Source organism: Pseudomonas sp. DP-17 (genome assembly GCF_022380625.1).
Classification (GTDB): domain Bacteria; phylum Pseudomonadota; class Gammaproteobacteria; order Pseudomonadales; family Pseudomonadaceae; genus Pseudomonas; species Pseudomonas nitroreducens_A.
This window is the reverse complement of the sequence record NZ_JAKSXG010000009.1, coordinates 437,081-456,573: the sequence shown is the minus strand read 5'-3', so window position 1 is coordinate 456,573 and position 19,493 is coordinate 437,081. Positions and strand designations below refer to the sequence as shown.

The window sequence follows — 19,493 nt, the reverse complement described above, 5'->3', positions numbered from 1 at the left end:
ATCACGAGTCCCCCTCGTCCGTGAACACAAAACGATTAAAGCCAGCAAAGGCGATGCCAATCTGCTGGCGATTGAATTCCGACCCCGTTGAGCCTGAATGATTCCCCGCTTTTTTCCACGGGTACTTCGAGCTCCCGGAGGCGCATTGTTCTAAGTACATAAGCCCTAACCATCATCCCACGGCGATATGACAAGCTGCCGCGCGTTCAAGCCTCCAGTAGAAAGGTCACCGGGCCGTCATTGACCAGGTGGACCTGCATGTTGGCGCCAAAACGGCCAGTGGCGACCAGCGGATGACGCTCTCGCGCCAGCTCCACGAGTAGATCGAACAACGCGGCGCCCTTTTCAGGTGGCGCCGCGCTGGAAAAGCTCGGTCGCAGCCCCTTTCGGGTATCCGCGGCCAGGGTGAACTGCGAGACCAGCAGCAGACCGCCGCCGACATCGCTCAATGAAAGGTTCATCTTACCTTCATCGTCGCCAAACACTCGATAGTTAAGCAGCTTGTGCAACAAACGGTTCACGCAAGCCTCGTCATCCTGGGGCTCGACGCCCACCAGCGCCAGCAGCCCGTGGTCGATGGCACCGACGATGTCCCCATCGACCTCGACGCGGGCGCCGCGCACCCGCTGGATCAGACTCTTCATTCAGCCTCCGGCGGGAGGTTCAGCAGGCGCCGGCCGATCTCGTTGGTGGCACGCACCAGCGCATCGGTGATGCCTGGCTCACCGGCGACGTGGCCGGCATCGCGGACGATCTGCAGTTCGCTGTTGGGCCAGGCCTTGTGCAGTGCCCAGGCATTGTCCAGCGGGCATACCACGTCATAGCGGCCGTGGACGATCACGCCCGGCAGGTGGGCGATCTTGTGCATGTCGCGCAACAACTGGTCGGGCTCGAGGAAACCGTTGTTGACGAAGTAGTGGTTCTCGATGCGAGCGATGGACAGCGAGCGGTGCGGGTCGGCGAAGCGCTCGACCACCGCCGGATTCGGACGCAGCGTGGCAGTGCGACCTTCCCAGGTGGACCAGGCACGGGCGGCGTGCATCTGGGCGATCTGGTCCGGGCCGGTCAGGCGGCGGTGGAAGGCGTGCAGCAGGTCGTCCTGCTCGTCGGCGGGAATCGGCGCCAGGTAGTCCTCCCAGTAATCGGGGAACAGGCGGCTCGCCCCTTCCTGATAGAACCAGCGGATTTCCTGCGGACGGCAGAGGAAGATGCCGCGCACAATCAGCGCCAGCACACGGTCGGGATGCGCCTGGGCGTAAGCCAGCGACAGGGTCGAACCCCAGGAGCCGCCGAACAGCACCCACTTGTCGATGCCCAGGTGCTCGCGGATGCGCTCGATATCCTCGACCAGGTGCCAGGTGGTGTTGTTCTCCAGGCTCGCGTAAGGCGTGGAGCGGCCACAGCCGCGCTGGTCGAAGGTGACGATGCGGTAGATGTTGGGGTCGAAGAAGCGCCGCGACATGGCATCGCAACCGGAGCCAGGGCCGCCATGGATGAACAGAACCGGCAGTCCGTCGGGCATGCCGCTCTCGTCCACATAGAGGACGTGGGGCTCTTCGACGGCCAGTTCATGGCGCGCGTAAGGCTTGATTTCCGGATACAAAGTTTGCATGGCTCGCTCCTGGATCAGTGCATACGGTCGCTCCGGACCAGTAACCATCCTAGGGCCTGTCGCCTACTTATAGAAAGTCGCGTTGCCGCGGCGCGACTTCCATCGAAAGTCTTCGGCCCCCACGGTGTCGGGCATGATACTCGGGCCAGCGAAAAACCCATAAGGGAGTTAGTGAGCCATGCCACGGAAGTTGTTTCTTTCTCTATTGCTGCTAGTGCTCACTCTGAGCGGCTGCGGCCGGGACGATCCGCGCGCGCAGCTGGACGCCGCCGTCAAGCAATTGCAGGACAACCTCGAAGCCAAGAATAGCGGGGCCGTGATCGATCAGCTGGCCGGCGATTTCCGCGCCAACGGCGAGTTCGACCGCGACTGGGCCAAGCGCACCATGACGCTGATGTTCCTGCGCCACCAGCAGGTCAAGGTGATCCTGCTCAGCAGCCAGAGCCGGGTCGACCCGACTTACGCCAATCGCGGCCATACTGACGCGCAGATTGCCCTTACGGGTGCCGAGAACCTCATCCCCGACAGCGCCGGGCACTACTCCGTGAAGCTGGAATGGTGGCGCGACGGCTCCGAATGGAAATTGGCGAGGCTCGACTGGCAATGAATCCGCCCCTGCAACACCGCATCCGCGCCGCCGGCCTGCTGCTGCGCAACGATGAAATCCTGCTGGTGCGCCACGAGGTTGGCGGCGACCTGTACTGGATTCCGCCCGGCGGCGGCTTCGAGTCGGACAAGGACGACTCCACCCGCGACACGGTGCGCCGCGAGTGCCGGGAGGAAACCGGCCTGACGGTGGAAGTCGGCCCGCTGGTTTACGTACGCGAGTTCGCCGAACCGCTGGCTGGACGCTTCCACATGGAGTTGTTCTACCGGGTGGATACCTGGGAGGGCCAGGTCAGCCTGGACAACCTGCGCGGCCTGGGCGGCGACGAGTTCGATATCCGCGAGGTCGCGTGGGTGCCGCGCCAGGAACTGCCACGCCTGCCCTCCTACTACCCCGCCGAATTGCTCGACGACGTCTGGGAGCGCCTGGCCGAGGCGCAGCCATTGATCCGCCACCTCGGCCTGCAACGCTAGCGGCGTTACTGCACCGGTTCGCTGGTGGGCTTGGCGATGATCGCCTGCAGCTCGGCAGTCATGGGGAATTCCAGGTTGAGGTTCTTCGGCGGAATCGGCTGCTCGAACCAGCGCTGGTAGATGCCCTTGATCTCGCCGGACGAATACAGGTCGGCCAGGGTCTGGTTGACCAGGGCGAGGAACTGCGGGTCGTCCTTGCGCACCATGCAGGCGTAGATTTCCCGCGACTGCGGCTCGCCCACCACCACCCACCGGTGCGGATCGCGAGCCTTGGCCTTCTCGCCGTAGAGCAGCGCGTCGTCCATGTAGAAGGCCACGGCGCGGCCGGACTGCAGCATGAGGAAGGCTTCGCCGTGGTCCTTGGCGCTGACCACGTTCATGCCCAGCTTGTGCTCGGCGTTGTAGGCCTTGAGGTAGCGCTCGTTGGTGGTGCCGGCGGTGGTCACCACGTTCTTGCCCTTGAGGTCGGGGAAACCCTGGATGCCACTGTCCTTGGCGGTCAGCAGCTGACCCTTCACATAGATGAAGCCGTAGGAGAAGGCGACCTGCTTCAGTCGCTCGGCGGTGACACCGGTGGAGCCGCATTCCAGGTCGACCGTGCCGTTCTGCACCAGCGGGATACGTGTCTGCGAAGTCACCAGGTTGTACTTCACCTTCAAGTCCGGCTTATCGAGCTTCTGTTTGATGCGCTCGACCACCTTGCCGGCCAGCTCCACCGAATAGCCCATGGGCTTCCCGCTGTTGTCGCCCAGGTAGGAGAACGGCACCGAGGCGTCGCGATAACCCAGGGTTATCGTGCCGCGGTCAGCGACTTTCTTCAGCGTGCCGTCCAACGCTTCGTTCGCCTGCGCCAGCGCGCAGACCAGGCTGGACGCCGCCAGCATTCCCAGTGCGAGTCGTTTCATGGGTTCGATCCCCTCTTGTTGTTGTGGGTCGGGTTGAGAGTCAGGGCCGCGCTGCGATCACGGTGATTTCCACCAGCACCGACGGCCGCGCCAGCAGCGCCTGCACTGTGGTGCGGGTCGGCGCGCAGCCTTCGGGCAGCCAGGCGGACCAGATGCCGTTCATGGCCTCGAAGTCGGTGGCGATGTCCTTCAGGTAGATCGTCGCGCTGAGCAGGTTCGCCTTGTCGGTGCCGGCCTCGGCCAGCAGTGCGTCGATCTTCTCCAGCACCTCGCAGGTCTGGCCCTGGATGTCGGTGGCCTGGCCGGGCACCTGCCCGGAGAGGAATACCAGCGAGCCGAAGACCATAGCGCCGGAAAGACGGTCGTTGGTAGCGATGCGTGTGAGTTGCATGGTGAGTCTCCTGATCCGTTGAAGTCAGCCGGCCAGCCGCTCGGGCGTGAGGCCGCTGGTGTCGATATCCGGGCGGCGGCCGGCGATCTGCGCGGCGATCAGCTGCGCACTGCCGCAGGCCAGGGTGAAACCGAGCGCGCCGTGCCCGAGGTTGAGCCACAGCCCGCGCGGGCCGCAGGCGCCCACCAGCGGCACGCCGGTGGGCGTCGCCGGGCGCATGCCGGCCCATTCGATGGCGGCGCCGTAGTCGCAGGCGTCCGGCAGGGTGTCCGCCGCCTGCTGGCGGATCAGCGCCAGCCGCTTGGGCTCCAGGCGCGGGTCGAAGCCGACGATGTCGACCATGGCAGCGATGCGCAGGCGCTCGCCGATACGCGCGTAGACCACCTTGCGGTCATAGTCGGTGAGGCTCACATCCGGCGCGTGGTCGCCGGCACGGATCGGCGCGGTCAGGCTGTAGCCCTTGAGCGGATAGAGCGGCAGGCGCGGCCCGCCCGGCAATAGCGCGGCGCTGCGGTAGCCGGCGGCGAGGACGATGTGATCGGCCTCGAAGGTCTGGCCGCCCGCCTCTACGCCGGCCACGGCGCCATTGCGCAGGACCAACCTCGATGCCGGATGCCCGTAGACGAGGCGGCAACGGCCGGAAGCCTGGAGCCGCTCGGCCAGCCGCTGGCAGAACAGGAAGCAGTCGGCCACCTCTTCGTCCGGCGTATGGATGCCACCGACGAAGGGCGCGCGCTCCAGCGCCGGGTCCAGCTCACGGCACTGCTGCGCCGAGAGCACGAATTGCGCGGCAGGATCGGACAGGTTCTGTCGCGCGCTGCGGAAGCTGCCTTCGTCGCGGAACCCCACCAGCTTGCCGTTGCGCCGCCAGTCGAAACCCTCCAGCCCCTCCTCGCGCCACTGCGCCAGCGTGCCCTGGCTGAACAGCGCGAGGCGCAGAAGGTGTTTCGCGTTGGCCTGGTTCACCGAGCGCCGGCAGGCCGCCGTGAACTGCAACAGCCAGCGCCATTGCGCCGGGTCCAGGCGCGGGCGCAGACGCAGCGGCGAGTCCCCGCGCAGCAGCCAGCCCAACGCCTGCTGCGGAACGCCGGCATCGGCCAGCGGCGCGACATAGCGGTAGGACAGCTGGCCGCCGTTGGCGAAGCTGGTTTCCAGCCCGGCCGCATCCCGCGCTTCCAGCACGGTGACGTCGAATCCTTCGAGGACCAGCGCATGGGCGGTGGCCAGTCCGACCACGCCCGCGCCGATGATGCAAACCCGCTGTGCCATTTCCATCCCACCGCCAGTCGATTCCAGGCCTCGACCTTAGAGCCGGATGACAGGCGGCGGACAATGAATAAAGATGGGAAACCCATAACCTAGCGTTATACGCGCACTTTATTCGCACAAGGGGAGTGCCCATGCGCCTGCGCCATATCGAAGTGTTCCAGGCCATCCGCGAGACCGGCTCGATCAGCGGCGCGGCGCAGTTGCTGCACGTCTCCCAGCCGGCGGTGACCAAAGTGCTGCAGCACGCCGAGCAGCAACTGGGCTTCCCGCTGTTCCTGCGCGTGCGCGGCAAGCTGCAGGCGACGCCCGAGGCGCTGGAACTGGAGCGCGAAGTGGCCAAGGTCAGCGAAAGCCTGCAGGGCGTGCGGCGCCTCGCGCAGAGCCTGCGCGGCCAGCCGGAAAACCGCCTGCGCGTGGGCGCCACGCCGGCGATGGCGCTGTCGCTGCTGCCGCCGGTGATCCGCGAATGGACCGACCGCTACCCGCAGAGCAGTTGCGAACTGGCCACCCAGCATTCCCGCGAGCTGATCCAGAACCTGTTGATGCGCGAACTCGATCTCGCCCTGACCCTGCAGCAGACCGACCACCCCGGCCTGCGCTCGCAGCCCATCGCCACTGGCCCGCTGGTGGCCCTGGCGCCACGCGGCCATTGGCCGGAGGATCGAGTGGGCGAGGTCCTGACGCTGGACGAACTGGCGGGCGAACCCATGATTGGCCTGTCCACTTCCGACCCGCTTTCGGCACGCCTGGAAGGCCATCTGGCGACTATCGAGCCGCCACCACGCGTGCGCATCGCGGTGCAGACCTACGCCCTGGCGCGCACGCTGGTGGAAGCCGGCACGGGATTGGCGTTGGTCGACCCCTTCACCGCGCTGGGCGCCGACGAGCGCCTGACCGTGCAGCGCACCCTGTCCCCCACCATGAAGGTAACGCTCTACGCCCTCACCCGCGCCGACGAAACCCCACCGCATACCCAGGCATTGTTGCTGGAGATGCTGGTGCGGCATGCCGAAAAGCAACTGGCGAAGCTTCGCGTCGAATAAAAGACAGCCCCCTGCCGCACCGGGGACGCGCCGCCGGGATGCGTGGTCCGGCGGCGCCGCGCCGACAATCCCGGCGCGGCAGGAAGCTGCGTAAAACTCAGCGGCCGTAGCGCTCGCGGCCCCAGGCGATGAAGGTTTCCAGCATACGCCGCAGTACCTGGGCGGTCGGCGCGGCGAGGTCTTCGCGGTAGCCGAAGGGCGCCTGCTCATCCATGTAGTTGCACTGTGCGAGTTCCAGCTGCACCGCGTGCACGTTGTCCTGCGGCTGGCCGTAGTGGCGGGTGATGTGCCCACCCTTGAAGCGGCCGTTGAGGATGTGCCGGTAAGCCGGTGCGTCGGCGCATACCGCGACCAGCCGCTCGGCCAGCTCCGCATCGCAGCTTGCACCGCTGTTGGTGCCGATGTTGAAGTCCGGCAGCTTGCCGTCGAACAGGTGCGGGATCACCGAGGCGATCGAGTGCGCATCCCACAGCAACGCATAACCGAACTCGGCCTTCAGGCGCGCCAGTTCGTCAGCCAGGGTGCGGTGGTACGGCGTCCAGACTTCAGCGAGGTAAAGCGCGCGCTCCTCCGGCGAGGGTGTCAGGCCGTCCTTGAACAGCGGACGACCGTCGAACAGGGTGTCCGGGTAGAGGCCGGTGGTGGCGGTGCTGTACAGCGGCTTGTCGTCGGCCGGGCGATTCAAGTCAATGACGTAGCGGGAGTAGTTGGCGGCCAGGGTGCTGGCGCCCAGCTCCTCGGCGAAGGCGTAGAGCCGCGGGATGTGCCAGTCGGTGTCGGCCAGTTCGCGGGCTTCGTCGACCAGGCCGGCTTCCACGGCTGGGGTCAGGCGGATGCCGGGGTGCGGCATGCTGATCAGCAGCGGCACGCGGCCGCGCTTGAATTCGAGAACGTTGTCCATCGGTAGTTATCTCCAGACCAAGCGAGATGAGTTCATTGTCGAACTGAATGTCGGTGCCAATGCTTTCCCCTCTCCCCAACCCTCTCCCTGAAGGGAGAGGGGGCTGTCCGCGCCGGCTGATGCTGCAATTTCATCCTGCACCGAACGGTCCCCTCTCCCGCTCGCGGGAGAGGGTTAGGGTGAGGGGCTTTTGATCTGGTGGCTTCACAGCTCCTGCCCGTGACGAATGACGCGCTTGGGCAGGTCGCCGCCGAGCCAGTAGGCCAGTTCGGCGGGGCGCTGGATGTCCCAGGCGATGAAGTCGGCGACCTTGCCCGCTTCCAGGCTGCCGTGGCTGTCGGCCATGCCGAGCGCGCGGGCGGCGTTGAGGGTGACGCCGGCCAGCGCTTCTTCCGGAGTCAGGCGGAAGGCGGTGCAGGCCATGTTCAGCATCAGGCGCAGCGACAGCGCGGGCGAGGTGCCGGGGTTGAGGTCGCTGGCGATGGCGATGTTCACGCCGTGCTTGCGCAGGGCGTCCATCGGCGGCAGCTGGGTTTCGCGCAGGACGAAGAAGGCGCCCGGCAGCAACACGGCAACGGTGCCGGCTTCGGCCATGGCGATGGCGTCGCTTTCATCCATGAATTCCAGGTGATCGGCGGACAGCGCGCCATACCGCGCGGCGAGGCTGGAGCCATGCAGCGAGGACAATTGTTCGGCGTGCAGCTTCACCGGCAGGCCCAGGCGCTGGGCGGCCTGGAATACTCGCTCGACCTGCGCCGGAGAGAACGCCAGGTGCTCGCAGAAGGCATCCACTGCGTCCACCAGCCCTTCCTCTGCCAACGCCGGGAGAATGTGGTTGCAGACCTGATCGATATAGTCGTCGGGCCGGCCAGCATATTCCGGCGGCAACGCGTGTGCCGCCAGGCAGGTAGTGCGTACTGTTACCGGCAACTCCTGCTCCAGACGGCGGGCAGCGCGCAACATACGGCGCTCGCTTTCCAAGTCCAGGCCGTAGCCGGACTTGATTTCCAATACCGTGACCCCGTCAGCCAATAAAGGCCGAGCGCGTTTGATGGCGCTGGCCATCAGTTCCAGGAGGCTGGCTTCGCGGGTGGCGCGCACGGTGCTGGCGATGCCGCCACCGGCCGCCGCGATCTCGGCATAGCTGACGCCGTTCAGGCGCTGCTCGAACTCGCCGCTGCGGTCGCCGCCGAAGACCAGGTGGGTATGGCAGTCGATGAAGCCCGGCGTGACCCAGGCGCCGCCCAGGTCGGTGCTCTGCACGGGGCGCTCGGGCAGTTCGGCGCGCGGGCCGATCCAGCGGATGCGCTCGCCCTCGGTAATGATCGCGGCGTCCTCGATGATCGAATAACGACCATCCTTCATGGTCGCCGCGTGGCAGTGTTGCCAGAGGTGGTTCATTGCAGTCTCCCGATGCTCGCGCCGACGCTGTGCAGCGCCGCCGGGTCGGCCAGCAGCTCGGCGGCGCGCTCGATATCCGGCGCCAGCCAGCGGTCGCTGTCATAGGCGGGCACCTGCTCGCGCAGCAGGCTCCAGGCGCAGTCGGTGCCGCTGCCGAAGCGCTGCGGCTTGAGGAATTCGAAGGCCTGGGCGGCCAGCAGGTATTCGATGGCGAGGATGCGCCGGCTGTTGTCGATGGCGCGGCCGAGCTTGAGCGCGGCGCTGGTGCCCAGGCTCAGGTGGTCTTCCTGCAGGCCGGAGGTGACGTAGTTGTCCACCACCGCCGGTTGCGCCAACTGGCGGTTCTCCCCGGCCAGGGAGGCGGCGACGTATTGCACGATCATCATTCCCGAGTTGACGCCCGGCTGGCTGACCAGAAAGGCTGGCAGGCCGCTGACCAGCGGGTTGATCAGGCGGTCCAGGCGGCGCTCGGAAACCCCGCCCAGCTCGGCCACGGCGATTGCCAGCAGATCGGCAGCCATGGCCACGGATTCACCGTGCGGGTTGGCCTGGGACACCACGCGGTAGTCGTCCGGCGTACCCAGTACCAGCGGGTTGTCGGTGGCGGAATTGAGCTCGGTCTCGATCTGCTTTGCCGCGTGCTCCAATTGGTCGCGGCAGGCGCCGTGGATCTGCGGCATGGAGCGGATGCTCAGGGCATCCTGGGTGCGGATGCCACGGTTCGAGGCGATCACTTCGCTGCCTTCGAGCAGCGCCCGCAGGTTGGCGCCGACCTTCTGCATGCCCGGGTGCGGCTTGAGCGCGATGATCTCGGCGTCGAAGGCGTCGATCTGCCCGCGCAGGGCTTCGAAACTCATGGCCCCGATGACGTCGGCCCACTGCGAGAGGCGCGTGGCGTCGTCGAGGGCGAGGCAGCTCAGGCCGGTCATGCACGGCGTGCCGTTGACCAGGCAGAGCCCGTCCTTGGCGCCCAGTTGCACCGGTTCCAGGCCCTCGGCGGCCAGCGCCTGGGCGGCGGGAACGATCTCGCCGCGATAACTCACCTCGCCGATACCCAGCAGCGCCACGCCGACGTGGGCCATGTGGGTCAGGTAACCGACCGAGCCCTGCGACGGTACGCGCGGGGTGATGCCATGGTTGAGCAGCGCGACCAGCGCTTCCACGACGCGGCGGTGCAGGCCGGACTTGCCATGGCTGTAGTTGGTGATGGCCGCGCAGATGATCGCGCGGGTCTGTTCGTCCTTCAGCGGCTCGCCGACGCCACAGGCATGGCTGAGCAGGGTGTTGCGCGAGAGCTGCGCCAGTTGTTCGCCCTGCAGCACCACGTTGCACAGCGCACCCAGCCCGGTGCTGATGCCATAGGCCCGTTCCCCGCGGCTGACGATACGCTCGACGATGCCATGGGCATTGTCGATGCGCGCCCAGGCCGCCGACGCCAGTTGCAGGGGCGCGCCATGGCGAGCCACCGCGACCAGGTCCTGCCAGCGCAGCGGGCCGTTGCCGAGGGTGATGGTGGAAGAGGACGACATGCAGAACTCCTGTAGGCGGGGAAGCCCCCTTCCCCGCCGGTGAATGGCTTTAGATCGCGGCGACGCGGCGCTGGACGAAGCGGTCGACGTATTCGTCGGCGGGCTTGTGCAGGATGTCGGTGGGCGCGCCGACCTGGATCAGCTGGCCGTCCTTGAGGATGGCGATGCGGTTGCCGATGCGCACCGCTTCGTCAAGGTCGTGGGTGATGAAGACGATGGTCTTGTGCAGGGTCTTCTGCAGCTCCAGCAACTGGTCCTGCATGTCCGCGCGGATCAGCGGGTCGAGGGCGCTGAAGGCTTCGTCCATGAGGATGATGTCGGTGTCCGCGGCCAGTGCGCGGGCAAGACCAACCCTTTGCCGCATGCCGCCGGAAAGCTGGTGCGGGTAGGACTTCTCGTAGCCCTTCAGGCCCACGGTGGCGATCCAGTGCAGGGCGCGCTCCTGGCACAGCGTCTTGCTCTCGCCACGGATCTTCAGGCCGTAGGCGACGTTGTCGAGCACGCTCTTGTGCGGCAGCAGGCCGAAGCTCTGGAACACCATGCTGATCTTGCGCCGGCGGAAGTTCTCCAGCGCGGCCGCGTCATAGGCGAGGACGTCCTCGCCGTCCACCAGGATCTGCCCGCTGGTGGGGTCGATCAGGCGGTTGAAGTGGCGCACCAGGGTCGACTTGCCGGAACCGGACAGGCCCATGATGACGAAGATCTCCCCGGCATCGATGGACAGCGAGAGGTCGTTCACCCCGACCACGCAATCGGTGGCGGCGAGCACCTCGGCCTTGCTCTTGCCCTGGCGGATCATCGCCAGGGCCGCATCGGCCTTGGCGCCGAAGATCTTGTAGACGTTCTTGACCTGGATCTTGCTCATTTGCTGGCCTCATGGTGGCGCGAGCGGCCGTAAGCCTGGGTGATGCGATCGATGACCACGGCGAGGATGACGATGGCGAGACCCGCCTCCAGCCCCTTGCCGACGTTGAGCGTCTGGATGCCCACCAGGACATCCTCGCCCAGCCCGCGGGCGCCGATCATCGAGGCGATGACTACCATCGACAGGGCCATCATGGTGGTCTGGTTGATGCCGGCCATGATGCTCGGCAACGCCAGCGGCAGCTGCACGCCGAACAGTTGCTGGCGGCGGTTGGCGCCGAAGGCGGTGATGGCTTCCATCACCTCGCGGTCGACCTGGCGAATGCCCAGGTCGGTGAGGCGGATCAGCGGCGGCGCGGCGTAGATCACGGTGGCGAAGATCGCCGGCACCTTGCCCAGGCCGAACAGCATCAGCACCGGGATCAGGTACACGAAGCTGGGCATGGTCTGCATGATATCCAGCATGGGCAGCAGCACGGCGCGGAAGCGGTCGCTGCGCGCGGCGACGATGCCCAGCGGAATGCCGATCAGCACCGAGATGATAGTCGCGACCATCATCAGCGCGAGGGTCTGCATCAGCTTGTCCCACAGGCCCACGGCGCCCACCAGGAACAGCAGCCCGACTATGACCACAGTCGGCAGGATGCGCCGGGTGGCGTGCCAGGCAATGCCAGCGACGATGGCCAGCATCAGCCACCAGGGCGTGGCTCGCAGCACGCTCTCCAGGTTGACGATGGCCCACAGCAGGGTATCGGAGATGTGGCGGAACACGTCGCCGTAGTTGGTGACCAGGGCATCGACCCAACCGTTGACCCAGTCGGCGATGGAGAAGGTGAAGCGTTCGGGAAACATGGCACGTACTCGTCAGGAGTGGGCATCACCGGGGAAGCTGGGCCTCCCCGGATTCGGCAGCGTCAGAGCGCGGCCTGGACCTTCTTCGCAGCGTCCTCGCTGACCCAGGTGGTCCACACCTCCGGGTGCTCCTTGAGGAAGGCCTTGGCCAGTTGCTCGGAGGTGAGCTTCTCCTTGGCCATCTTCGCCAGGTTCTGGTTCAGCAGGTCGATGGGCAGGTTGACCTTCTCCAGCACGGCCACCAGTTCCGGGGCCTGGTCATGGAAGGCCTTGGACAGGCCGACCTGGATCTTCACGTCCTTGTTCACGCCCGGCTCCTCCAGCTTCACCAGGTCGGCCTGGCCCATCAGCGGCGTCGGCGACCAGTAGTAGAAGAGAATAGGCTCCTTGCGCTTGTAGCTCGACAGCACGGCGGCATCCAGGGCCGGGCCCGTGCCGGGGCGGAAGTTGGTGTACTTGTCCTCCAGGCCGTACTTCTTCAGCATCTCGGAGTTTTCCAGCTCGCAGGTCCAGCCGGCCGGGCAGTTGTAGAAGCGGCCCTTGCCCGGCTCTTCCGGATCGCGGAAGACTTCGGCGTACTGGGCAAGGTCGGTCACGGCCTTCAGGTTCGGCGCCTTGGCTTCGATGTTGCGCGCCTTGTCGCCCTCGATCACGAAGCGCGGCACGTACCAGCCCTCGGTGGCGCCGACGATGGGCGCGCCCACGCCGACCACCTTGTTCGCGGCGGCGGCCTTGTTCCAGGCGTCGCTGCGGCCGATCCATTCCTCGCTGAAGATCTGGATGTCGTTGTTCGCCAGTGCCTGCTCCATGGTGATGGAGTTGCCCGGCAGGCTGTCGGTTTCACAGCCGTAGCCGTTCTTCAGGATGATCTGCATGAGGTCGGTGAGCAGCATGCCGCTCTCCCAGTTCAGCCCGGCGAATTTCACCGCCTTGCCGCTCTCGCACCAGCCGGCGGCCTGGGCCGAAGCCATGGTGCCGCCCAGCAGACCGGCGGAAAGGAACAGGCCCAGCAGCGTCTTCTTGGTGTTGTTCATCTGATGCTCCTAAACGTGAATGAGGTTGGGCAGTGCAAGGGCCGCGCCTGCATGTGGCCGCGCGGCCGGGCCGGGTCTGTTCAGGTGCGGGCCGGCAGGATCAGCCGGTCCGGTACTGGCCGCGTGACGCGGCGGGCGACCAGGTAATAGAGAACGGCCGGAACCACGAGGCCGATGATCCAGGAGATGTCCACGCCGCCCAGGGCGTCCACCAGCGGGCCGGTGTAGAACTTGGTGGAGATGAAGGGCAGCTGCACCAGCACGCCGATCACATAGACGCTGATGCCGGGGATGTTCCAGCGGCCGTAGCGGCCATCGGGGTCGGCCAGCGCCGGTACGTCGTAGTGCTCGCGGGTGATGCAGTAGTAGTCCACCAGGTTGACCGCGCTCCACGGGGTGAAGAAGGCCAGCAGGAAGAGGATGAAGGACTTGAACGCGCCGAGGAACGAATGCTGGCCGAGCAGCGCGATCAGGGTCGCGGCGCCGACGATCAGCAGGACGAACACCAGGCGCTGCATGCGGCTCACTTCCAGGTGGCCGCGGAAGCCGCTGATCACGGTGGCGATGCACATGAAGCTGCCGTAGGAGTTCAGCGTCGAGATGGTGATCTTGCCGAAGGCGATGCTGAAATACAGCAGCGCGGCGACGGCACCACTGCCGCTCAGGCCGACGATGTAGGCCACTTCATGTCCGGCGAACTGGCCGTTGGCTCCGGCGGCAGCGAACACGCCGAAGATCATCGCCACCTGCGCGCCGATCACCGAGCCTGCGCCCACGGCGAGGAAGGTTTTCACCGAGGACGTCTTGCTCGGCAGGTAGCGCGAGTAGTCCGCGACGTAGGGACCGAAGGCGATCTGCCAGGAGGCGGCCAGGGACACCGCGAGCAGGAAGCTGCTCCAGCTGAAGTGGCGGATCTGCAGCAGCGCGCTGACGTCGGTCTGGCTCATCAGGCGGCTGAACAGGTAGACGAAGGCAATCACCCCGATGACGCTGGCGATGCGGCCGATGACGTGGATCACCCGGTAGCCGAGCACGGTCACCAGCACGATGACGCTGGCAAACATCAGGATGCCGACGCTGTCGCTGACACCGAACAACTGGCCCAGCGCCTGGCCGGAAAGCACCGTGCCGGTGGCGGTGAAGCCCAGGTACATCAGGCACACCAGCACGATCGGAATGGCCGCGCCGTAGACGCCGAACTGCACGCGACTGGAGATCATCTGCGGCAGGCCGAGCTTCGGCCCTTGGGCGGCGTGCAGCGCCATCACGCCACCGCCCAGCAACTGGCCGATGAGCAGGCCGATCAGCGACCAGAACACATCGCCGCCCAGCACCACGGCGAGGGCGCCGGTGACGATGGCGGTGATCTGCAGGTTGGCGCCCAGCCACAGGGTGAACTGGCTGTAGAGCTTGCCGTGGCGCTCGGCCTCGGGAATGTAGTTGATCGAACGCACTTCGATCAGGGGTTTGGAGCTATCACTGGCCTGGGACATCGCTATTGTTCTCCCGAAGGGATTTCTTGTCTGTCGATGTACTGCTTGTTTACGGACCGGGCCGCCGCACCACGCCGTGCGGCGGCCCTCTCCCTGGTCCTGGCTTGCTGTCGCCGGATTACTTGCCGGTGATCATCGGCAGGTTCAGGCCCTGCTCCTTGGCGCAATCGATGGCGATCTGGTAGCCGGCGTCGGCATGGCGCATCACGCCGGTGCCCGGGTCGTTGGTCAGCACGCGGGCGATGCGCGCAGCGGCCTCATCGGTACCGTCGCAGACGATCACCATGCCCGAGTGCTGGGAGAAGCCCATGCCCACGCCGCCGCCGTGGTGCAGCGAGACCCAGGTGGCGCCGCTGGCGGTGTTCAGCAGGGCGTTGAGCAGCGGCCAGTCGGATACGGCATCGGAGCCGTCGCGCATGGCTTCGGTCTCGCGGTTCGGGCTGGACACCGAGCCGGAGTCGAGGTGGTCGCGGCCGATCACGATCGGCGCCTTCAACTCGCCGCGACGGACCATTTCGTTGAAGGCAAGGCCCAGCTTGGCGCGCTGGCCCAGGCCGACCCAGCAGATGCGCGCCGGCAGGCCCTGGAAGCTGATGCGCTCCTTGGCCATGTCCAGCCAGTTGTGCAGGTGGGCATCGTCCGGGATCAGCTCCTTGACCTTGGCGTCGGTCTTGTAGATGTCCTCGGCATCACCGGACAGCGCCGCCCAGCGGAACGGGCCGATACCGCGGCAGAACAGCGGGCGAATGTAGGCCGGGACGAAGCCGGGGAAGTCGAAGGCGTTGTCGACGCCCTCTTCCTTGGCCATCTGGCGGATGTTGTTGCCGTAGTCGAAGGTCGGCACCCCCTGCTTCTGGAACTCCAGCATGGCTTTGACGTGCACGGCCATGGACTGCTTGGCGGCCTTCACCACGGCAGCCGGTTCGGTCTGCGCGCGGTCACGGTACTGCTCCCAGGTCCAGCCGGCCGGCAGGTAGCCGTTGAGTGGGTCATGGGCAGAAGTCTGGTCAGTGACCATGTCCGGGCGCACGCCGCGCTTGAGCAGTTCCGGGAGGATTTCCGCGGCGTTGCCCAGCAGGGCGATGGAGATGGCCTTGCCTTCGGCGGTGTATTTCGCGATGCGCGCCAGGGCGTCGTCGAGGTCCTTGGCCTGCTCGTCGACGTAGCGGCTGGCGAGGCGGAAGTCGATGCGGCTCTGCTGGCATTCGATGTTCAGCGAGCAGGCGCCGGCCAGGGTGGCGGCCAGCGGCTGGGCGCCGCCCATGCCGCCGAGGCCGGCGGTGAGCACCCAGCGCCCCTTGAGGTTGCCGTCGTAGTGTTGGCGACCGGCCTCGACGAAGGTTTCGTAGGTGCCCTGGACGATGCCCTGGCTGCCGATGTAGATCCAGGAACCTGCGGTCATCTGGCCGTACATGGCCAGGCCCTTGGCGTCGAGTTCGTTGAAGTGCTCCCAGTTGGCCCAGTGCGGCACCAGGTTGGAGTTGGCGATCAGCACGCGCGGGGCGTTGGCGTGGGTCTTGAAGACGCCGACCGGCTTGCCGGACTGCACCAGCAGGGTCTCGTCCTCATTCAGCTCCTTCAGGGTCTCGACGATCCTGTCGTAGCACTCCCAGTTGCGCGCGGCGCGGCCGATGCCGCCGTACACCACCAGCTCCTTCGGATTCTCGGCGACTTCCGGGTCGAGGTTGTTCATCAGCATGCGCAGCGGCGCTTCGGTCAGCCAGCTCTTGGCGTTCAGTTGGGTGCCGCGCGGGGCACGGATTTCGACGTCGCGGAATTTGGTCACGGAAGGCTCCTTCGCTTTGCTCGGATCGTTAAGCCGGTGAAGGCTTGGCGGTTCGTTCGACGGTCTCGAGGGTTCGAAACCATCATGTCTATGCTTGTATGTACAAGTATAAGCAAAGCGAAGGCCAATATTGACCGACGAGGGCCTCAGCCAGTCACCAATCGATATTATCTTATTGATTTAAAAGAAATAAAAATCCGAAAGCGGGATCCTGGAACGGCTGTCATCCATTGCCATCCTTCAGACAATTGCACCAGAAGGAGACTTCTCTGCACCGTTTCGTTGCGTTCGGTAACACCGCTCGCTACCAAGGGACACAGGTTGTATAGACAAGCATATTGCAGCGAGATTTTGGCGCAGTGTCTTCCGGATACACCCACTCCCTGAAGGGAGAGGGCGCGCCCGACTAAAGCGAACCGTTCGCCCTCTCCTGCTACCTCGCATGCAGGATGACACCAGGGGCCCCAGTACTGCCGAACCCGTCCCCTCTCCCTTCAGGGAGAGGGTTAGGGAGAGGGAACGCCCCCGCACCCTCTACACCCGTTTACTTCAACGCCGCATCGATTTTCATCGCCGCGTCTGCCGTCACCCACTTCGACCACAGCTCCCGATGCTCGCGGAAGAACTTCGCCCGCACGTCCGCCACGTCCCGGTGGTGCTCGGCCATGTCGGCCAGCAGTGCGTTGAACATCGGCAGCGGCAGCTCGACCTTCTCGAACACCTGCACCAAAGCCGGCGCCTTGTCGTGGAAGTCGCGGGACACGCCGATGCTGATCTTCGCCGGCAGCGAGCGCGAGCCCTTGGGGTTGGGGTCGTTGGGATCGGTCAGGGTCTTCCAGGCCGCCTCGTCGAACGGCGGTTCCTCCAGCTGCACCAGCTTGAAGCGCCCCAGCAGCGGAGTCGGCGCCCAATAATAGAAGAGCACCGGCCGGCCCTGGGCGATGCCTGAGCTGATGGCGGCGTCCAGCGCCGGGCCGGCGCCGGTGCGGAAGTTCACGTAGCTGTCCGTCAGGCCGTAGGCCTTGAGCTTCTGCGTGTTGACGATCTCGCAGGTCCAGCCGGTGGGGCAGTTGTAGAACCGGCCCTTGTCCGGCTCCTCGTCATCCTTGAACAGCGCCTTGTACCTGGGCAGATCGCTGACCGACTTCAGCTCCGGCGCAGAGGCCTTGATGCCCCGTTTCGCGTCGCCGTGCACCACATAGTCGGGCACCCACCAGCCTTCACTGGCGCCCTTGACCGTCTCGCCCACGGAGAACACCTGGCCGGCCTTCTCCGCCTGCTGCCATACGGTGCTGCGCCCGGCCCACTGCTCGCCGGTAACCTGGATGTCGTTCTGCTTCAGCGCGTTCTCCATGGTCACGGTGTTACCCGGCACCGCGTCGGTCTGGCAGCCGTAGCCCTTCTCCAAAATGAAGCGCAAAACCTGGGTGGTAAACATGCCGCTCTCCCAGTTCAGCCCGGCGAACACCACGGGTTTCGGATAGGGACAGCCAGCGGCAAGGGTTTGCGCGCACAGGCCGAAGGCCAGCAGCAGCGCGAACAGGCAACGGGGGGTGGACATGGGACGGTCTCCGGGCACGTTGGTGTCCATTGGGTTTAGCCGCCGATCCACGATTTGCCCACGACCATCGGACTGGAAATGCCACCGCCGGTGACATTCATTCTCTTCATGCATCACCGCACGTCCGGTGAAATGCCGAACCATGCGCCCCGGAGCGCCATGGCACAGCGATTGCTATACCTGTATATACAGGAACGATCCACGGTAACACTTCACCGAATCCAGGATGCCGCCATGCCCGAAACCCTGCTCCTGACGCCCGGCCAGTTCGACCTCGACCAGCTGCGCGCCATCTACCAGCACCAACCCGACCTGCAGCTCGCCGACGAATGCCGCGAAGCCATCCTGCGCAGCGCGCAGACGGTCAGCCAGATCATCGCCGACCAGCGCACCGTCTACGGCATCAACACCGGCTTCGGCCTGCTGGCGCGCACCTCAATCGCCGAAGACCAACTCGCCACCCTGCAGCGCAACCTGATCCTTTCCCATTGCACCGGCACCGGCCCGCTGCTGGACGACGCCAGCGTGGCGCTGATCATGGCGTTGAAGATCGGCTCCCTGGCGCGCGGCTTCTCCGGCGTCGGATTGCCGGTGATCGAGACGCTGCTCAAGCTCTACCGGGCGCGGGTCTACCCGTGCATCCCGTCCCAGGGTTCGGTGGGCGCCTCCGGCGACCTCGCGCCGCTGGCGCACCTGTCCGCGACCCTGCTGGGCGTCGGCCAGGTGCGCCATGAAGGGCGCATCCTCGAAGCCATCGAGGGCCTTGCCATTGCCGGCGCCGAACCGCTGGTGCTGGGCCCGAAGGAAGGCCTGGCGCTGATCAACGGCACCCAGGTGTCCACCGCGCTGGCCCTGCGCGGACTGTTCGCGGCGGAAAAGCTGTTCATCTCGGCGGTGGTCGCCGGCAGCCTGACGGTGGAGGCGCTGAAGGGCTCGTTCGTCCCCTTCGATGCACGTATCCAGGAAGTGCGCGGCCAACCGGGGCAGATCGCGGTTGCCGCGCTGTACCGCGAGCTGCTGCACGACAGCTCGATCAACCAGTCGCACATCGACTGCAAGCGCGTGCAGGACCCGTACTCGCTGCGCTGCCAACCACAGGTGATGGGCGCGTGCCTGGATCACCTGCGCTTCGCCGCCGGGGTGTTCCTGCGCGAGGCCAATGCCGTGTCCGACAACCCGCTGGTGTTCAGCGCTGACGGCGATGTTCTGTCAGGCGGTAATTTCCACGCCGAGCCGGTGGCCATGGCCTCCGACGTGCTGGCGCTGGCGATCTCCGAGATAGGCGCGCTGTCCGAACGACGCATCGCCCAGCTGGTCGACCCGGCGATGTCCGGGCTGCCGGCCTTCCTGGTCAAGGAAGGCGGACTGAACTCCGGCTTCATGATCGCCCAGGTCACCTCGGCGGCCCTGGCCTCGGAGAACAAGACCTGGGCCCACCCGGCCTCTGTGGACAGCCTGCCGACCTCGGCCAACCAGGAAGACCACGTATCCATGGCCACCTTCGCCGCGCGCCGCCTGCAGGACATGGCCGGCAACAGCGCCGGCGTGGTCGCCATCGAGCTGCTCGCCGCCGCGCAGGGCGTGGACTTCCATGCGCCGCTGCAGAGCTCGCCGCAGTTGCAGGAAGTGCGCACGCTGATCCGCAGCCAGGTGCCGCATTATGAGCAGGACCGCTACTTCGCCCCGGACATCGCCGCGGCGCGGGCCTGGGTGGAAAATGGGGTGCTGAGCCGGTGGATTGGTTACGAGCGGCTTTACGACTGACGCGGCAA

18 protein-coding genes are annotated in these 19,493 nt (G+C 66.0%); 4 read left to right on the top strand and 14 right to left on the bottom strand.

Going from position 1 to position 19,493, the window contains the following annotated elements; genetic code table 11:
• Nucleotides 1–206: 206 nt before the first annotated feature.
• Nucleotides 207–644 (bottom strand): D-aminoacyl-tRNA deacylase, encoded by a 438-nt coding sequence (dtd, locus tag MJ122_RS16595; protein ID WP_239744850.1) that lies wholly within the window; start codon nt 642–644, stop codon nt 207–209.
• Nucleotides 641–1,612, bottom strand: a complete 972-nt coding sequence (pip, locus tag MJ122_RS16590) for a prolyl aminopeptidase (protein ID WP_239744849.1) — start codon at nt 1,610–1,612, stop codon at nt 641–643. Before pip ends, dtd begins: the two co-directional genes overlap by 4 nt.
• Before the next feature lie 178 nt (nt 1,613–1,790).
• On the opposite strand from pip, the gene MJ122_RS16585 reads away from it, so the two are divergent.
• Both MJ122_RS16585 and MJ122_RS16580 read left to right on the top strand, forming a co-directional pair.
• Nucleotides 1,791–2,219, top strand: a complete 429-nt coding sequence (locus MJ122_RS16585; protein WP_239744848.1) for a hypothetical protein — start codon at nt 1,791–1,793, stop codon at nt 2,217–2,219.
• On the top strand, nt 2,216–2,692 hold the full coding sequence (locus MJ122_RS16580; RefSeq protein WP_239744847.1) for an NUDIX domain-containing protein: 477 nt from the start codon (nt 2,216–2,218) through the stop codon (nt 2,690–2,692). The genes MJ122_RS16585 and MJ122_RS16580 overlap by 4 nt, the downstream gene beginning before the upstream one ends.
• Nucleotides 2,693–2,697: 5 nt before the next feature.
• Here MJ122_RS16580 and MJ122_RS16575 read toward each other — a convergent pair whose 3' ends face one another.
• Genes MJ122_RS16575 through MJ122_RS16565 form a run of 3 tightly spaced genes read right to left on the bottom strand, consistent with a single transcriptional unit; the run spans nt 2,698 to nt 5,257 of the window.
• Entirely contained in the window at nt 2,698–3,597 is a 900-nt protein-coding gene (locus MJ122_RS16575; protein ID WP_239744846.1) for a transporter substrate-binding domain-containing protein, read from the bottom strand.
• Between the two features lie 40 nt (nt 3,598–3,637).
• Entirely contained in the window at nt 3,638–3,988 is a 351-nt protein-coding gene (locus tag MJ122_RS16570; RefSeq protein ID WP_239744845.1) for a RidA family protein, read from the bottom strand.
• A 24-nt stretch (nt 3,989–4,012) separates the two neighbouring features.
• Complete coding sequence (locus MJ122_RS16565) at nt 4,013–5,257, bottom strand: D-amino acid dehydrogenase (RefSeq protein WP_239744844.1); 1,245 nt, start codon at nt 5,255–5,257, stop codon at nt 4,013–4,015.
• Between the two features lie 131 nt (nt 5,258–5,388).
• Here MJ122_RS16565 and MJ122_RS16560 point away from each other — a divergent pair, with 131 nt between their 5' ends.
• A complete protein-coding gene (locus MJ122_RS16560) occupies nt 5,389–6,300 on the top strand; it encodes a LysR substrate-binding domain-containing protein (RefSeq protein ID WP_239744843.1) in 912 nt (303 codons plus the stop codon).
• A 97-nt stretch (nt 6,301–6,397) separates the two neighbouring features.
• On the opposite strand, the gene hutG is transcribed toward MJ122_RS16560, so the two are convergent.
• From hutG to MJ122_RS16515, 9 genes are all read right to left on the bottom strand, one after another.
• Complete coding sequence (hutG, locus tag MJ122_RS16555) at nt 6,398–7,201, bottom strand: N-formylglutamate deformylase (protein WP_239744842.1); 804 nt, start codon at nt 7,199–7,201, stop codon at nt 6,398–6,400.
• 204 nt (nt 7,202–7,405) lie between these two features.
• A complete protein-coding gene (hutI, locus tag MJ122_RS16550; protein ID WP_239744841.1) occupies nt 7,406–8,602 on the bottom strand; it encodes an imidazolonepropionase in 1,197 nt (398 codons plus the stop codon).
• A complete protein-coding gene (hutH, locus tag MJ122_RS16545) occupies nt 8,599–10,131 on the bottom strand; it encodes a histidine ammonia-lyase (protein ID WP_239744840.1) in 1,533 nt (510 codons plus the stop codon). Before hutH (MJ122_RS16545) ends, hutI begins: the two co-directional genes overlap by 4 nt.
• Nucleotides 10,132–10,180: 49 nt before the next feature.
• Nucleotides 10,181–10,996, bottom strand: a complete 816-nt coding sequence (locus tag MJ122_RS16540; RefSeq protein WP_239744839.1) for a glycine betaine/L-proline ABC transporter ATP-binding protein — start codon at nt 10,994–10,996, stop codon at nt 10,181–10,183.
• Complete coding sequence (locus MJ122_RS16535) at nt 10,993–11,847, bottom strand: proline/glycine betaine ABC transporter permease (RefSeq protein ID WP_045215843.1); 855 nt, start codon at nt 11,845–11,847, stop codon at nt 10,993–10,995. The genes MJ122_RS16540 and MJ122_RS16535 overlap by 4 nt, the downstream gene beginning before the upstream one ends.
• Before the next feature lie 62 nt (nt 11,848–11,909).
• On the bottom strand, nt 11,910–12,881 hold the full coding sequence (locus MJ122_RS16530) for an ABC transporter substrate-binding protein (protein ID WP_088416039.1): 972 nt from the start codon (nt 12,879–12,881) through the stop codon (nt 11,910–11,912).
• 80 nt (nt 12,882–12,961) lie between these two features.
• Nucleotides 12,962–14,374: a cytosine permease gene (locus MJ122_RS16525; protein ID WP_088416038.1), complete on the bottom strand. Its 1,413-nt coding sequence runs from the start codon at nt 14,372–14,374 to the stop codon at nt 12,962–12,964.
• A 118-nt stretch (nt 14,375–14,492) separates the two neighbouring features.
• The gene (gene hutU / locus MJ122_RS16520) at nt 14,493–16,160 is read right to left on the bottom strand and encodes a urocanate hydratase (RefSeq protein WP_239744838.1); all 1,668 of its coding nucleotides are present in this window, start codon (nt 16,158–16,160) and stop codon (nt 14,493–14,495) included.
• Nucleotides 16,161–16,704: 544 nt separating this feature from the next.
• Nucleotides 16,705–17,721 (bottom strand): ABC transporter substrate-binding protein, encoded by a 1,017-nt coding sequence (locus MJ122_RS16515; RefSeq protein ID WP_239744837.1) that lies wholly within the window; start codon nt 17,719–17,721, stop codon nt 16,705–16,707.
• 234 nt (nt 17,722–17,955) lie between these two features.
• Between MJ122_RS16515 and hutH (MJ122_RS16510) the strand changes: the two genes are divergently transcribed.
• Nucleotides 17,956–19,485, top strand: coding sequence for a histidine ammonia-lyase (hutH, locus tag MJ122_RS16510; protein WP_239744836.1), 1,530 nt, complete (start codon nt 17,956–17,958; stop codon nt 19,483–19,485).
• The last annotated feature ends 8 nt before the right edge of the window (nt 19,486–19,493 follow it).

Excerpts from the sequence above, each read along its gene's own strand:
- MJ122_RS16565 (WP_239744844.1), bottom strand. The coding sequence starts at position 5,257 with ATGGCACAGCGGGTTTGCATCATCGGCGCGGGCGTGGTCGGACTGGCC.
- MJ122_RS16530 (WP_088416039.1), bottom strand. The coding sequence starts at position 12,881 with ATGAACAACACCAAGAAGACGCTGCTGGGCCTGTTCCTTTCCGCCGGT.
- MJ122_RS16540 (WP_239744839.1), bottom strand. The coding sequence starts at position 10,996 with ATGAGCAAGATCCAGGTCAAGAACGTCTACAAGATCTTCGGCGCCAAG.
- dtd (WP_239744850.1), bottom strand. The coding sequence starts at position 644 with ATGAAGAGTCTGATCCAGCGGGTGCGCGGCGCCCGCGTCGAGGTCGAT.
- hutG (WP_239744842.1), bottom strand. The coding sequence starts at position 7,201 with ATGGACAACGTTCTCGAATTCAAGCGCGGCCGCGTGCCGCTGCTGATC.
- hutI (WP_239744841.1), bottom strand. The coding sequence starts at position 8,602 with ATGAACCACCTCTGGCAACACTGCCACGCGGCGACCATGAAGGATGGT.
- MJ122_RS16580 (WP_239744847.1), top strand. The coding sequence starts at position 2,216 with ATGAATCCGCCCCTGCAACACCGCATCCGCGCCGCCGGCCTGCTGCTG.
- MJ122_RS16560 (WP_239744843.1), top strand. The coding sequence starts at position 5,389 with ATGCGCCTGCGCCATATCGAAGTGTTCCAGGCCATCCGCGAGACCGGC.
- MJ122_RS16570 (WP_239744845.1), bottom strand. The coding sequence starts at position 3,988 with ATGCAACTCACACGCATCGCTACCAACGACCGTCTTTCCGGCGCTATG.
- pip (WP_239744849.1), bottom strand. The coding sequence starts at position 1,612 with ATGCAAACTTTGTATCCGGAAATCAAGCCTTACGCGCGCCATGAACTG.
- MJ122_RS16535 (WP_045215843.1), bottom strand. The coding sequence starts at position 11,847 with ATGTTTCCCGAACGCTTCACCTTCTCCATCGCCGACTGGGTCAACGGT.
- hutH (WP_239744836.1), top strand. The coding sequence starts at position 17,956 with ATGCCCGAAACCCTGCTCCTGACGCCCGGCCAGTTCGACCTCGACCAG.
- MJ122_RS16575 (WP_239744846.1), bottom strand. The coding sequence starts at position 3,597 with ATGAAACGACTCGCACTGGGAATGCTGGCGGCGTCCAGCCTGGTCTGC.
- hutH (WP_239744840.1), bottom strand. The coding sequence starts at position 10,131 with ATGTCGTCCTCTTCCACCATCACCCTCGGCAACGGCCCGCTGCGCTGG.
- MJ122_RS16585 (WP_239744848.1), top strand. The coding sequence starts at position 1,791 with ATGCCACGGAAGTTGTTTCTTTCTCTATTGCTGCTAGTGCTCACTCTG.
- MJ122_RS16515 (WP_239744837.1), bottom strand. The coding sequence starts at position 17,721 with ATGTCCACCCCCCGTTGCCTGTTCGCGCTGCTGCTGGCCTTCGGCCTG.
- MJ122_RS16525 (WP_088416038.1), bottom strand. The coding sequence starts at position 14,374 with ATGTCCCAGGCCAGTGATAGCTCCAAACCCCTGATCGAAGTGCGTTCG.